The 14,820-nt window shown below is 40.9% G+C and carries 15 protein-coding genes and 1 pseudogene; 5 read left to right on the plus strand and 11 right to left on the minus strand.

The window, feature by feature from the left end:
• Window positions 1-38: 38 nt before the first annotated feature.
• Window positions 39-1,520 (plus strand): peptide MFS transporter, encoded by a 1,482-nt coding sequence (locus tag J8L98_RS16745; protein WP_210997366.1) that lies wholly within the window; start codon window positions 39-41, stop codon window positions 1,518-1,520.
• Between the two features lie 41 nt (window positions 1,521-1,561).
• On the opposite strand, the gene J8L98_RS16750 is transcribed toward J8L98_RS16745, so the two are convergent.
• Complete coding sequence (locus tag J8L98_RS16750) at window positions 1,562-2,866, minus strand: hypothetical protein (RefSeq protein WP_210997367.1); 1,305 nt, start codon at window positions 2,864-2,866, stop codon at window positions 1,562-1,564.
• An 84-nt stretch (window positions 2,867-2,950) separates the two neighbouring features.
• On the opposite strand from J8L98_RS16750, the gene J8L98_RS16755 reads away from it, so the two are divergent.
• The gene (locus J8L98_RS16755) at window positions 2,951-3,823 is read left to right on the plus strand and encodes an SDR family oxidoreductase (protein ID WP_210997368.1); all 873 of its coding nucleotides are present in this window, start codon (window positions 2,951-2,953) and stop codon (window positions 3,821-3,823) included.
• Between the two features lie 62 nt (window positions 3,824-3,885).
• Window positions 3,886-5,040 (plus strand): MBL fold metallo-hydrolase, encoded by a 1,155-nt coding sequence (locus J8L98_RS16760; RefSeq protein ID WP_210997369.1) that lies wholly within the window; start codon window positions 3,886-3,888, stop codon window positions 5,038-5,040.
• Here J8L98_RS16760 and J8L98_RS16765 read toward each other — a convergent pair.
• The 10 genes and pseudogenes from J8L98_RS16765 to J8L98_RS16810 form a co-directional block, all read right to left on the minus strand.
• Entirely contained in the window at window positions 5,015-5,854 is an 840-nt protein-coding gene (locus J8L98_RS16765) for a glycosyltransferase family 8 protein (protein ID WP_210997370.1), read from the minus strand. The two genes, J8L98_RS16760 and J8L98_RS16765, sit on opposite strands and share 26 nt — an antisense overlap.
• Before the next feature lie 135 nt (window positions 5,855-5,989).
• Window positions 5,990-6,223: pseudogene (locus tag J8L98_RS16770) on the minus strand (IS3 family transposase); the annotation flags it as partial.
• A gap of 20 nt (window positions 6,224-6,243) precedes the next feature.
• The gene (locus J8L98_RS16775; protein ID WP_210997371.1) at window positions 6,244-6,681 is read right to left on the minus strand and encodes a hypothetical protein; all 438 of its coding nucleotides are present in this window, start codon (window positions 6,679-6,681) and stop codon (window positions 6,244-6,246) included.
• Between the two features lie 11 nt (window positions 6,682-6,692).
• Complete coding sequence (locus J8L98_RS16780; protein WP_210997372.1) at window positions 6,693-7,448, minus strand: outer membrane lipoprotein-sorting protein; 756 nt, start codon at window positions 7,446-7,448, stop codon at window positions 6,693-6,695.
• Complete coding sequence (locus tag J8L98_RS16785; protein ID WP_210997373.1) at window positions 7,441-8,655, minus strand: FtsX-like permease family protein; 1,215 nt, start codon at window positions 8,653-8,655, stop codon at window positions 7,441-7,443. Before J8L98_RS16785 ends, J8L98_RS16780 begins: the two co-directional genes overlap by 8 nt.
• Window positions 8,655-9,350: an ABC transporter ATP-binding protein gene (locus J8L98_RS16790; protein ID WP_210997374.1), complete on the minus strand. Its 696-nt coding sequence runs from the start codon at window positions 9,348-9,350 to the stop codon at window positions 8,655-8,657. The genes J8L98_RS16785 and J8L98_RS16790 overlap by 1 nt, the downstream gene beginning before the upstream one ends.
• A gap of 1 nt (window position 9,351) precedes the next feature.
• On the minus strand, window positions 9,352-9,948 hold the full coding sequence (locus tag J8L98_RS16795) for a hypothetical protein (protein WP_210997375.1): 597 nt from the start codon (window positions 9,946-9,948) through the stop codon (window positions 9,352-9,354).
• 466 nt (window positions 9,949-10,414) lie between these two features.
• Window positions 10,415-11,203 carry a LytTR family DNA-binding domain-containing protein gene (locus J8L98_RS16800; RefSeq protein WP_210997376.1) on the minus strand — a complete coding sequence of 263 codons (789 nt, stop codon included), beginning with the start codon at window positions 11,201-11,203 and terminating at the stop codon, window positions 10,415-10,417.
• Complete coding sequence (locus J8L98_RS16805; RefSeq protein WP_210997377.1) at window positions 11,187-12,239, minus strand: histidine kinase; 1,053 nt, start codon at window positions 12,237-12,239, stop codon at window positions 11,187-11,189. Before J8L98_RS16805 ends, J8L98_RS16800 begins: the two co-directional genes overlap by 17 nt.
• A 1-nt stretch (window position 12,240) precedes the next feature.
• Window positions 12,241-13,428 (minus strand): hypothetical protein, encoded by a 1,188-nt coding sequence (locus tag J8L98_RS16810; protein ID WP_210997378.1) that lies wholly within the window; start codon window positions 13,426-13,428, stop codon window positions 12,241-12,243.
• Window positions 13,429-13,675: 247 nt separating this feature from the next.
• On the opposite strand from J8L98_RS16810, the gene J8L98_RS16815 reads away from it, so the two are divergent.
• Together J8L98_RS16815 and J8L98_RS16820 are read left to right on the plus strand one after the other, a co-directional pair.
• On the plus strand, window positions 13,676-14,374 hold the full coding sequence (locus J8L98_RS16815; RefSeq protein WP_210997379.1) for a pseudouridine synthase: 699 nt from the start codon (window positions 13,676-13,678) through the stop codon (window positions 14,372-14,374).
• A gap of 61 nt (window positions 14,375-14,435) precedes the next feature.
• Window positions 14,436-14,819 carry a BlaI/MecI/CopY family transcriptional regulator gene (locus tag J8L98_RS16820; protein WP_210997380.1) on the plus strand — a complete coding sequence of 128 codons (384 nt, stop codon included), beginning with the start codon at window positions 14,436-14,438 and terminating at the stop codon, window positions 14,817-14,819.
• The last annotated feature ends 1 nt before the right edge of the window (window position 14,820 follow it).

Here is a 14,820-nt window from a genome sequence, read left to right on the forward strand (position 1 = left end):
TTCCAGACAATTACAATTATTATAATGGAACTCAGCCTATGTCATCACAGGATACGGGGTTTTTCGGTCACCCAAAAGGCCTCTCTACACTCTTTTTTACTGAGATGTGGGAGCGCATGAGCTACTATGGCATGCGTGCGCTCTTAGTCTTATTTATGACCGCCAGCCTTCAAGAACAAGGCCTCGGTTTCACCGTTGCTTCTGCCGCTGCCATCTATGGCCTATACACTGGCGCCGTCTATTTTTTAGGCTTGCCCGGAGGTTGGATAGCAGACCGCTTACTCGGCGGTCAAAAAACAGTATGGTATGGTGGCCTCATTATCATGATCGGCCACATAATTTTAGCGGTCCCCTCCACACATTCCTTTTTTATAGGCCTCATTTTTGTCGCACTGGGTACCGGCTTATTGAAACCGAATATCAGTGCCATGGTTGGTCAGTTGTATCATAGTGATGATGAGCGCAGAGACAGTGGCTATGCCATATATTACATGGGTATTAATTTAGGGTCTGTCATTGGCTACTACGTGTGTGGTTATTTTATGGAGCATGTCGGGTGGCATTATGCATTTGGTGCAGCTGCGGTCGGTATGGCAATTGGTTTAATTCAATATCAACGAACGCTCAGCAATATCGCAAATGTGGGGGAAAAACCCACCAGCCCGCTCGAACCAAAGCAAGCTAAGCAAGCTTGGTCAGTAATAACGCTTGTGCTGATCGGTATAGCCATAGTGACGACTTTGACATACTCTGGTGTCATTGTCATAAATCCGGTGATCGTAGCGCAATATGTTGCCGTCGTATTTACCTTAGTCTTTTTTATTTACTTTGGTCTTATTTACTACAAAGGAGACCTGAATGAAGATGAACAAAAGAAGATGTGGGCTCTCCTTTTAGTTTGCATTGCTTCCGCTTGCTTCTGGTCTGGTTTTGAACAAGCTGGGTCATCGCTAAACCTATTTGCGCGTGATTATACGGATCGTATGATTGGTACATTTTCAATCCCCACTGCCTGGTTTCAATCTGCAAATGCGTTATTTATTATTATTCTATCTCCGTTCTTTGCAGCGCTATGGATAAATCTCTCAAAACGCATGATTTCCCCTTCGTATAACTTGAAATGTGCAATTGGCCTTGTGATCATGGCAAGTGGGTTTTTAGTTATGTTTATGGCGTCACAATATGCTGCTCAAGGCCTAAAAGTGGCACCATATTGGTTAATCACGACTTATTTTCTTCATACTGTTGGTGAGTTATGCTTAAGTCCAGTCGCACTTAGCGCAATCAGTAAACTCTCACCCAAGCGATTTGCAGGCCAAATGATGGGGGTATTCGTACTCACCTACTCCATTGGTAATATTATTTCTGGGTTACTTGCCGGGCACTTTGATCCAAATAATGTGCAAGAGATGCCAAACCTTTACTTACAAATCAGTCTCTTCTGTATTGGTGTAGGGATCATCATTGCATTAGTCAGCATTAAGTCTCGCGTATGGGAAGGGCAGTCACAACCTTCTTAAAGTTCAAATCAAAGGCGAGGTGCATGCCTCGCCCTTTATGTTTAAAGCTTTATGGGTATCAGGGTACCCGCCACAACCGTATCATTATCAAGTACAAAATGACCCTCCCAGAGATTGTTACTCCATTCAATCACATCTAAATTCGCTTCACCCAACTCATTTGCGGGTAACTGGTTCACAGAGTCACCTTGAGACACTGTCCCAAACTGCCATGGTTTTAAACTCTGTAATAACCGGCTACCTCCTTTCAATTCCATATTCGTACTTGTTAAAGGATCTAATAATTCGATTGATGTCACAGTGCCATAGTGGTTCATCTCAATTTTTTGATGGCACCCAGTCAACAAAGCACGCTTGCCACTCATCCCGAACAATTGGACTAACGACTTATCTAAGTCAGGGGCTCTCTGCAAGAGTGCCGCTGCGTCTGGACAAGGTAAAGCATCAAACTTCCCCGTGAGTAAAGAGGTATCTCCAATACTCAAGCCGACCAATTTATCGACGACAGCTTCATCTGACGTCTTTACTTTAACTATTTGCACATTTTTATACGCGCCTTTCAAGGCTTTAACGCGTGCAGTGGTTAGTTCTTCTCCACTTGAGAAGGCATTTCCCGTCGTCGGATCATATACCCGAATCCCCTCATTAAAGAATTCCAAATGATTACGCAAAGAAATGGGCAGTAAAGATTCATTGTATTGATAGCCCACGAATTTGTGATCCGAAAAAAACAACGCATTGTCTCGACCAATGAACGCAATATATGCGCCATCAGATAGCGGCCAAAGCAGACTAAAGCGCCCTAAATCTTTTTCAACGGACTGCATCGATTCACCTAACTTAATACCAAATATCGCATTGTCTGAAATCAAGTTTGATTCTAATTTCAATGGTGCCGTTTTGATCACTTCCTTATTCACTGAAATTGCATATCCAAGATTTACTTTCTGCTTTAAATGCATAATATTATTGCTAAATAAATCTAAAGAGGTTGTGTTTACTCGAGGAATATCCTTCGCACAAGAGGTCACTGGAAGAAACTCAGCTTTGGCAACAAGCGCATCTTCACTATGACTTTTAAACCTCATCGACTTAATCATCATTGATGTATTATATTGTGCCAATGCCTTTGTTGCTTTTTCAAATAACCGTTGCTTTACATGCGCAATCTGCTCGAATTCGGTTTCTTTCTTTTTTGTGAAATACATCGCGGAAAGTGATATCGTTTTTGAGCTAAATGTCACTTCGCATTCACTTCCTTTAGGGTAGATATCATGGGCAATTGTCACAGTGGATAAAGCACTCATACCGACGTACAGAGCCACTGGTAGTTTTTTTATTATCATAAACAAAATCCTTTCATTATAGTTATTATCTAGTGAGTCCTTTACTGATAATATACCTTAAATCTCAATTTTAAGAGGGTGTATATGAATAAAGTAGCAATAACAGGTGCAACTGGCTTAATGGGTCGTTCATTAATGACCATTTTAGGGGCTTCTTTTAATACTCAAGGTATTGGCTTTAACCGCGCTAGCGGTAATATTCACAAACTCGATTTAAACGATGAAGCAGCAATAACTGCGTTTCTTGATGAACATCAACCAGATGCGCTCATTCATGCTGCCGCCGAGCGCAGGCCTGATATTTGTGAGCAGGCGCCAGAACAAGCTCTAGCGCTCAATGTCAAAGTCACTGAATTTCTCGCACAGCAATGTAAAAAAAGAAATATACGCCTACTATTTATTAGCACAGACTATGTGTTCGATGGTGACAATGCACCTTACGACGAGTTTTCAAAAACAAACCCTCTTAATTTTTATGGACAAAGCAAGCAGCGTGCCGAACAAGCTGTACTCGCAACTTGCGGCCAACATACGATTATTCGTGTGCCTGTCTTGTATGGAGATGTAACACATTTAGCTGAGTCAGCGGTCACCGTTATCGCCGAACAAGTCAATCCACTCAAACACTCAAAACACGATAATTGGGCAATTCGCTACCCAACCCATGTAGAGGATATTGCTTGTACCATTAGAGATTTACTCAAACACCCTCAGCACCTAGGCGGTATTTTTCACATTTCCAATCATCAAGCCCTCAGTAAATATGAGATGGCGTGTATCATTGCTGATGTTCTAGGCTACCCGAAAACGCTACTTGAGCCTCAGTCTAAACCTGAGCACACGGCACAAAGACCCTATAACTGCGCCCTTAAAGATACTCGACTTAGTAAGCTCAATATCCAACATCAAAGAGATTTCAACAAAGCCATTGCACAGGTACTTAACAGCAATCGTTGAACGTGCGCATCGAAATACAGTATAGTGGCTCGATAGGCGCCACTATACGACACAGGAGTATCATGCACGCACGGTTAAAATACGTTGCCATCAGCACATTTGTTGTTGGTTTAACTGCATGCCAAACTCTACCAATTAAAACGATTGATAATCCTAATTTTAATAAAAATAATCTCGGAGAGTTTAGCAATCAATATCCTAGCCCATTTGAAGGGCATGGCCCCCACCATCCTTATGACAACATTGAGTTTCTTGAACTCCATGAAATTGAAAAAGTAGAACCTAATTTTATTAATATCGGGTCATTCACCGGCTTACGTAAAGATACCGGCTTCAATTATCAGGATTTGGTATACCCAACACCACGTATCGATGAAACTGCGCGTCAGACATTAACCTGGTTAGGCCATGCAAGCTTTCTCGTGCAACAACGCCATACCGACGCCTTTTTAACCGATCCTGTTTTTGGTGAATTTGACGGTTTTGTCGGCTGGTTAGCACGGCGTATCAACGATGATATGGCAAGGCAGGGACCGGCACCGGTAAAAACAGCTCAGTTGCAATTTGTAGATGGTGTCGTCATTTCTCATAATCATTATGATCACTTAAGTGAACAAACGTTAAACCAGTTGGCCACAGATACACAACTGCTTCTTCCCTTAGCCGTCACAGACAATGTTGATTACAAGCAAGGCCCTATTACAGAGATGGACTGGTACACACAGACGTCTGTCGGTAACACGAATATTCATTTTTTACCTGCCCACCATTTTTCTCGACGAGGTTTAACCGACTGGAATAAAACACTGTGGGGATCCTGGTTATTTGATGACGGTGAGCATACTGTCTTTTTTGCCGGCGATACGGGTTACAGTCAAATTTATAAAGATATAAAAGCCCAATTTAACGGCTTTGATGTTTGCTTAATGCCCATAGTGGCATATGATCACAATTATCGTAGTATTCACTTGGCACCCGAAGATGCTGTCAAAGCTGCGCAAGACCTTGCTTGTAAAGTCTTTATTCCGTGGGGTTACGGTACTTGGCTTTTAGGCTATGAGCACGTTAACGAACCATTAAGGCGTTTAAAGAAAGCGTTTAAAGACATTAACCCCAACATGCACCTAAAAATAATGCAAATAGGTGAGAGCATCCGCTATACCGATCTGCTCCCCCCTCCCAATGTAAAAACTAATGTGGAACAAATCGCTGACTGAACATTTTTATTACGCTATTTGGTAAAGGGTACTTCTTATAAACAACCGCCAAATAGTCCTGCCATGCCCGTATTTTCAAATTAGTAACTTGCTCCACGGGCAAAAGGTTATGATATAAATTGCCAAAATCTTTCAAAAACTGTACATCTCGTCGACGGCTATTTTTAGCATACCCTTTCCCTGCATAATGTATAAAGTCAGCCTCTAAATAATCATCAGATCCAAACATATCCATACGGTTAAATGCTTTGTCCAACGACGCATGCTTTATTGAGTGCCTATGTAATAGATAATTAAAATAGCTTTGATCATAGTGAGTTATCTTATTACAGATACGCTGTAAGTCATCTAACTGTGTTTTTTCAAACAAACCGCTCTCTTTTGAAGTAAGAATAATGCCAGCATTATAATAAACAAACCGTTCATTATTTTTAGGCCAACAAACATCACCTAACGCATCACAGACCAACGCAATATCGTTATCTCGATCTTGTACCACCCCTTCATCAAACCAATAAGTTGTTTCTCGATCTGTGTATAGCTCAAACACATTCCGTGCATTAGGCGTAATTAATACATCTGCATCTACATAAAGAACACGATCATATTCACGAAGCAGGTCACCTATACGCAGCTTTTCTGTCCAAGCAGGACTGGCATTATATTTTGGCTTCTCAATAGAGATTGGGAAATGAAGCTGATCTGAAATAATTAAATCTGCGCCGACCTTATCGGCATAATAGCGGAAGCTAGCAATCGCAGCCCGATACATTGGGTTATCACCTATCGCTAAAGTAAATATGGCTTTTTTCACGAGAAATCCTATTCCATTGTATCGCTCTATGATTCAGCACATCAGGACTCCACGCAACCCTACATTACAATTTTAAACAATTCTCATAATATAATTACAACTCATTAGTATCGCTACTGGACTTCCCAGCTTTCACTAGACAGTTTTTAATTCAGAATAATACGCTTCTTCAAACTTAGCAGGTGAAACACCGCCTGTATGTGAATGGCGCTTTTTTGGATTGTAAAACATTTCTATAAAATTGAATATCTCAGCTTTCGCATCTTCGCGTGTCGAGTATATCTTACGCTTAATTATTCGCTTTTTAATCGTCGCAAAAAAGCTTTCCACAACCGCATTGTCATGACAATTCCCTGCGCGACTCATTGATGGCACGAGTTTATACTCTTTCATAAATGCGAGATCTTTTCATCCTCTGAAAAGACAGTGTGACCAAGGCGTATTAAATTTCGCTTAAACCTAATTCGCTCAACATCGACCCCTATTGGCTTCTTTTTACTTAACGCGCACGCTAACACGTTATCGCTATGACAAAGATTAAACTCCAGTGATAAACCTTCATTGACCAACTGCGGCTTCCCATGCCAACCCCGCTCAAATTGAATCGCCTGTGGCGCTAACCCTGTGTACTTCGCAAGTACTGATCTTAAGAATGCGCGAGATACAATTTTGACTAACTTCTCTGACGGCCTTCTTATTAATGCAATTGCTTCTAAATCTGACTCAGTTAACATAGCCTCTAACTCCCCGATGGCGTGATTTTCCTGAAATAAGCTCACTGAGGTTTGCCAAATATCTATTTGATTTTCATCTAGGCTTAGTAGCATTTACTACCTCCTTACTCAGTTAGTAAGCGATCCAAGTCACTTCGTATCAAGATTTGAGGGTTAAACAACCTATCTGGTACAGAAATCGGTTCGATTAAATCATATTCAATCACTGTTTTATGCCCTTTGCGCATTTCATCGTGCAACGCCATTGCCGTCACCTTTTGTTTGCCATTACGTTCACCTTGCTCAAATTGAGCTGTCTTGGCATGCATGCCTGAACGCAAATACAATTCAGCCTCTTCAGGAAAGTAATTATCTTTGCGTACATTAAGTATAATTTTTTGATAGCTGAGCTTAGGTGATATGGCATGAAGCTCAAACTGCCACAATGAGTCCATATCCGTTGTTTGCTTGACGGTATAATCTTCACTCCAGCTGAGCGTAGCAATGTCACCAAGGGATGCTTCCCCCAACAACTTTTGCATTGGCGTGATCCGGATCGGTCGACGGCTTTTAGGCATGAACATCCAATAATCACTGCCTTTCATCAGTACTTTTTGACCTTTTTCAGAATCAGACTTAAACACAACCAGTGAGCGCTTTGCTGACGTTGAATAAACGTCATATTGCTTTGAATTTCGCAACTCATCTTGCTTATATGCACGGACCGTCGCTGAAACTTTGACAGTATTAGATTCGCTCCTATAGGCATCGACCGCTTTAAGTACCTGTAAAGGGTTTACATCAGCCTGAGCTATCGCACCCCATGAGCAGCTGCTCACCAAACATATCGATAGCATATTATTAATTATCTTTTTATACATGGCTAAGCGCCTCCGTAATTGATTTTGAACTTCCCTTATATGCAGCCCTGAATGCCGCTAGTACGCATACAACCACCATCACGCTCATCACCGAAAGTGCTATTTCCCAAGAAAAAGTTATCGTTAGTGGATAGCCTTGATTACTACCTGGCGGTGGTGGCATTTCTAGACCTAGATATACCAAGCCCCATGACACAATAATTGAAATGACGATACCTATGACCGCGCCTAAAAAGCCTATAATGCTTGATTCCAGAATAAAATTACGAATGATCTCCCATTGATAAGACCCCATTGCTGCAACAGTCCCTATTTCTCGTGTTCTTTCTGTAACGGTCATTGCCATAGTATTCGATATTGAAAAGAAAACTAATAACACCATAATACCGCCTAACAATCCGAATATACGGTTATATAAAGCCTTAACTGACTGATAATAAAACGCCTTTTCCCACCAAGGTACAAATAGTAGTGACTGGTCACGAGATTGATACTGTGCCACTTTTCGTTGTGTTGCGTTGAGGTCAAAAAGATACACCGAAAGCGAACTCACTTTATCGGTATATAGTAGTGATTGCGCATCAGATAACTTGACGTATAACTGTCGCTTATCCAAGCCAGGTACGCCTGTGGTATAAATACCACGAACCACAAAATCAAGTGCGTTAAGCGCCCCATCGGTGGTGGTTGACATAAGTGTCACATAGTCCCCAACCTTTACTTTTAAGCTTCGAGCTAAATCCTTCCCTAACACAATTTGCGCTTGATTCTCATCTCCAAAATCAGATAATGCTTGCCCAGAGAGCATACTCAAGAATGGGCCTTTTACCATAAACTCTTCAGGTTCTACACCTAAACCAATGAATATTGAGCTCTTTTCACCATTAGAAATAAGTCCATTAAAGTTTATTCTTGGTAAAATGCTTTTAATTTCTTCATCTTCAGCCAACTGACTGCGCAGCACTTGCGTATCAGACAACCCATACTCTAGTGGCGTATCTTCCTCTTCTTCCAAAAATTTGGCATGTGTAATAATGAAATTACCTTCATCCCTAGCTGCTTTCTCTGCGAGAGACTCATACGTGAACAATGCAAATCCGCTGGTCGTTAATATTGCTGCAACCGCAACCGCTGAAACAAGTATGGTAAAAAGAGAGCGTCGCCCATTTCTAAGTACATTTAAAAATGCAAAAATAATCCAACGCATTAACTTGCCCTCTTTGTATCTAACTGAGGTTGCACTTCTTGCAACATGCCATCGGCAAGGTCCAATACTCGATGACAACGATCTGTCATTCGATGATCATGTGTGGCAACAATAAATGTACTCCCCATGTCGTTACCTAAATCTCTCATAAGATCAATCACCATATTTGCTGTCGACGTATCTAAGTTTGCTGTTGGTTCATCCGCAATAACGATTTCAGGTCGTTTGACCAAAGCCCTCGCAATGGCAACCCGTTGTTGCTGGCCCCCAGATAGTTGATCTGGCCGTTTCGAAATATGATCTTTTAAGCCAACCTTATGTGCAATTTCAATTACCTGATCCATACGTTGACGCTTATTCATATCTAGCATGAGTAATGGATATTCAATATTTTCAAGCACCGACATCACTGGGATTAAGTTATATCTTTGAAAGATAAAGCCTAATTTTTCACGACGAATTTGGGTTAAATCATTTTTATTCTTTGGAATGGGAGTGTTGTTTAACCAGATGTCACCTTCATACCGATCATCGAGTAGACCACAAATATTCAACAACGTTGACTTTCCGCTGCCCGAAGGCCCACACAGTGCCACAGTTTCACCCTTGCGAATATTTGCCGACACACCTTTTAAAGCTGCAACGGTCACATCCCCCGTTGTATATGATTTTTTTATATTGTTGAAACTAAGCATGTTATTCCTTTAAACCTGCTGGTGATTGACCTGCGACACTTTGAGCCAATGCCATAAATTGTTCAGCCCCTTTTTCATCGTCCAACTTTTTAGCGGCAATCGAAGCACAGCGGTAAGCTGATGCTTGTAAAGTGGGCTCTAAACTGCCGAACTGCGATTTTTGCTCCATAACTTGGTTGAGCAGGTAACGTCCATGTTCAGCCCGATTCATCATTTTTGGTAACTGAGAAAAAGTACAACCAGCCGTTACATTCACTCTTGCTTGCTGAAGGTACGGTAAATCTTTTGCTTGCTTAATCGCTTTACTCAACTTAGCAATGCCTTTTTCTGCAAATTTCATTTTCTGCCAAGGCTTATTGGTATATCTTGCTTGTGTCGTTTCGGAACTGCCTAATAAGGCCAATACCACAGGGTTAGGTGACGCCTCATTAATCTTTGACAAGGCATTGAATGCTGCCTGGTTCTTCTCTTGATCTCCTGACAGCCCTTGCTGATATGCGCTCAATACCTCCGCAGGTATTGATGACGCAAAAGTAGACACTGAGCCTATCAGTGAAAGTCCCGAAAAAAGTAATGTTATTATTGAGTGCTTAGTCATGTGATTCATCCGTTGTTATAATACTGATGTGTACATATTAAGGCGTGAAACAACACTGTGGGTAAGGAGGTGACAATCGGTAGTTTATGAGTGATAAATGGTAAATATCGAGGATAAAGTGTAAGCACAATAACACCAGAGATATGACAAGGCAGGTATTTGAAGAAGAAACTAAGCTGAGATACTAGGTTGATAACGCACTCAATGTTCAACGCCTCTTTTTCCATACATGATTTATTTGCGATTATCCGACATACAACGCAAACCAGAAGGCAAAAAAAACACCGGCTGGCATATCATCGGTCATCACATTGCTGGCTTTAAGCTATTGATATTGGGAAGGCTGGGAGATCACCTAAATACGTACAACACAATCCCATATAATTCGAGAATATATCTGGTATTTAGACTACGCTGACTGACTGCCTGTTGTGTTTAGGTAGCCAAAGGAAAAACCCATTTTCAATTACATTTGCTTGAATAAACTTTGATATTTTCTACTTACTAACAGCTGCTCAGCAGTATTTTTAAGGTCGATATAAACATGACCTAACTCATCCTTAACAACGCGTTGAATTCTATCTACTTTAACAATACAGTTGCGATGGATTCGCCAAAAAACATCAGGGTTAAGCTCACTCTCTAACGCTAAAATAGAGGTTTTTATCAAAAACTTTTCCTCCTCTACACTGACTTCCGTGTATTTATTATCCGCGATAAAATAATCAACATCGCCTACGTCAATAAGATGTAATTCATTATTTTTACTTGCTTTAATCCATTTTAAATATTCATTCTTTGGCGCTGGCTTAGTCGCTTCTACCAATTCTTCGAATAGTTCACTCAATTGCAGTTTTTGACTCGGAGACGAAGATTGACTGCTAAGCATATTCTGCACTCTGGCAACCGTTTTTTCTAACCGTTCTTCTTCTATCGGTTTGAGTAAATAGTCTATTGCCTGATTCTCAAAAGCATCTACGGCATATTCATCATACGCGGTCACGAATACCACATAGGGCGGATCATCATAATCACACAATGTCCTAGAAACCTCCAGCCCATTGATAGTTGGCATATTAATATCTAAAAACACCACATCAGGTGAAAACTCATCGATAAAAGCGAGCGCTTCTTCCCCATCCGAAGCTTGCCCGACAACATCAACATCTGGCCACACAGTTTCCAGCATCAACTTTAAATGTGCTTTTAGTAAAGGTTCATCATCTGCGATAACAACTTTAGTGTGTTGAGACATCAATCGGGACCTCTAAAGTAACTGTTACAAAGCCAGCTTGACTCGCATCATAGTTAAGCTGAGCTTTATCTCCATATAATTGCTCAAGTCGGTCTCGTACATTTGTCAATCCAACTTGAGTGCCTGTGCGCTTACTGCCAACCTCATTACAATGGTTACTCAAAGTAACAATCATCATATGTTGATCTCGCGTCACCGAGAGCTTTAGCGTGCCCCCCGTTTTTATTTGCTCAATTCCATGTATTACCGCATTTTCGATAAGTGGTTGCAGTAACATAGGTGGAAAAAGAATATTGTCGGTAATTTTATCGGTGACATCATATTCAACGTTGAGGCGGTCGCCGAGTCTTATTTTTTGTATTGCTAAATAAGCTTTGTTAAATCGAAGTTCGTGACCGATCGTTAACCACTCTGTTCTTGTTCTATCTAAACTTTGTCTTAACAATGCAGTTAAAGCCAGCAACATTTTGCTTGCTTGCTTAGCATCAACTGCAATTAATGCCTGAATATTCGCCAATGTATTAAATAAAAAGTGCGGCTCAATCTGGGACTGTAAAAGCCGTAATTGAGTTTCTAATAGCAGCTTATCTTTTTGGGCTTGCTCTAATTCAATTCGATATAAAGAACGTTTTAGCAGTAAGGTTTGTTCGCTGCGGTAGTAAATAAAACTTACCACCACCATAATAAATCCACCAACTAAAAAAATACCTAAATACTGTTGTAAGTCATCAACATAGCCTCCTGAGCTTTTTACAACTTTAAGAAGTAACGGTGTCAGACCCCACACCAGAAATGACAATATCACAGCAAAGAAATACTGTAAGGCTAACCCCATATTTGGATAATGCGTACCGAGCCAATAGCGCGAAAAGCGAATAGTAAATCCGACTCCTAGTGATATTAGAACAGATATAATTGCATACTTAGCCCAGCCAATTGCATAAATTGACAGTCCAAGTACCACACAAATTATGGCTAACTTTAGATTCTTGAATCCATTTTTTTCAAAATCAGTTTGCGGTGTTGTTGATTGCATTTTATAAGTTGATTTCCATCGTAAAATACCACGTTCGTTCATAGCTCAATTGTTCATAAATTGTTTCGGCACCGCCCGTATACTGCCTTATTCCCATACACAATTGGCTAGCAGTCACACCACCATAACACAACTCACCATCAATTAACACACTGTTATCATTAGGGTTTGTGAGCAATGTAAGTGAGGGTGACCACTGAGTACTGGAGGTCCGTATATGCACCATTGCATTATCTTGAAATAAACTCTGAGTCGCAAAATGAGAGCGCAACATCTGCAACTGATGTTGATCTGATGTTGACTGTGATAGGTTTATTACATCACGCCACTGCTTATCACTGGGTGCTCGTCCATCATGCCAGTATTCCGCAATCACGGTAATACCCGATTGAAAACTATAATTCACGCCAAGCAATGCTTGAATACTATTATTTTTCCATTGAGTATTAACGCCTGAAATCCGATCATTTTGACCAAAATGGATATTGTACAAAGCGGGCGTTCTATAATTTTCTTGCCACAACAATGAACCATGCAACTCAAGGTTTTCTCCAATGACCGTAAGTGCACTGCCTCCAACCCGCATACCTAAGTCTTCATCATAGTGTCCTAAAACTTGTGCTTCGAAACCCTCAAAATAGCCATAATATCGGCCCCCACACCCGGTACTTTTGTTCACTTTTACGCCGTGTTCTAGATAATCAGGACTACTCTCATTACAGATAAGTGTGACATTTCCAGAATCTAAAAAGTAATCTCCTGTAACCATAATCGCACCTGGTGGTATTGCCGTATAAATGGCCAAGGAATCAGTCGGTGAAAACATATCTAGCGGTCGAAATCCGTATCCAACATCCCAGTCTACTTTTTTCTTACCCGCAGACATGAACCAATTCTCAATAGTAAAGTCGTAAAAAGCTTCTGATACTTGCACATCGGTGTCGCTTTGCCCCCCAACTTTAAGCCAACTTGCCGTTGCTGCGACACGTAGCCCTTCATATTCGGTGCTTATATCAAGCGCTGAGAATAATGACGTTGTATTACTTGCCACAAAAATATCCTGACCCGTTGCAGTCAGGTCCTGAATGTTCATTCGATATTTTATATCGGTTGTTAAAGCGGCATTTGCTTGTAAACAAAGACAACATAACAAGCACACCACCACTTTAGTATTAAATAATTTTTGCATTACAATCCTCCATCTCATTTCAGTCTATCGAACTCACCTTGGTTAATGTTAAGAAGGTGATAAACGGAGAATGGAGCAGATAAGTGGTACTTGAGGCTGATGAAATGCTGAGTTAATAGCGATACGATTGATGACAATGACAGAGTCGACAAACCTGATACAATACTTAGCGTCGCCAATTGTCGTGACAGTTTCATAGCGATATATCACTCACCACCATGAAAACACCATAGTATAAAGGGAACACATGAATCAGCCGATACGCCTTGCTAAATTTTTAGGCCATGCAGGTGTTTGCTCTCGCCGACAAGCCTCTCGTTTAATTGATGCAGGAGAGGTTCGTGTCAATGGAAGGTTTGCCAATCACATTGATCATGTCACGGAAAAAGATATTGTTACCGTGCATGGCAAGCAAATCACCACCCTACCTGACAAAGTACTTTACGCTTACCATAAACCTGTCGGTATCGATTGCAAGCTCAACGAAAATGACCCAGCAAGCCTTATTCACTACTTACCAAAATCTCAACGGGTTTACCCAATAGGCCGTTTAGATAAAGACTCTAGAGGTTTGCTATTACTCACCAACAATGGCGAATTGTGTAATCAGATGCTCCACCCTGAACACCACGAAAAAAAAGTCTACTTAGTCAAAGTCGACCGTCCTCTCGACCCGTTATTTTGTGAAAGAATGGCCAATGGTATCCCAATTGATAACAAAGTCACGCTGCCATGTGACGTAAAATTAATCAGCACTGACCGCTTTATGATCACTTTGCAGCAAGGCCTCAACCGTCAAATACGTAAAATGAGTCAATATTGTGGTTATCAGGTGATTGATTTATTTAGAGTTAAAATCGCAAACTATACATTGGATCCTGACACCCTCACTGAAGGCACACACCAGCTCATTTCTATCAATGACTTAAAAATCGAACAAAAATAAACTTGCCTTTTATGATTACAGGTGTAATCTAATCTTAAAGATTACATTTGTAAGCTATCATATGATTGAATTATCAAAAGCAGAATTTGCGGTCATGGAAGCGCTTTGGGCAGGTTACCCTACCAAAGCCAGTGACATTATTAAACGTTTGAGTGACGACACTCAGTGGCATGAAAAAACCATCAAAACACTCCTTGGCCGGCTGGTTAAAAAAAATGCCATAACATTTGAAAAACAAGGTCGGGAATATATTTACACCCCGACTATCGAACGAGATGAATACACCCACAAGGAAAGTAGCAGCTTTATTCAACGGTTATTTCAAGGTCGTATTGCACCCTTAGTAAGTGGCTTTGCTAAGACACAACAATTGTCACAGCGTGACATTGATGAACTAAAGCAAGTAATTGACAAGTGGGAGCAAGAACAAGGGAAAGGAAAGTAAC

The sequence above is a fragment of the Pseudoalteromonas sp. MMG013 genome (genome assembly GCF_018100885.1).
In the GTDB taxonomy this organism is placed as follows: Bacteria; Pseudomonadota; Gammaproteobacteria; order Enterobacterales; family Alteromonadaceae; genus Pseudoalteromonas; species Pseudoalteromonas aurantia.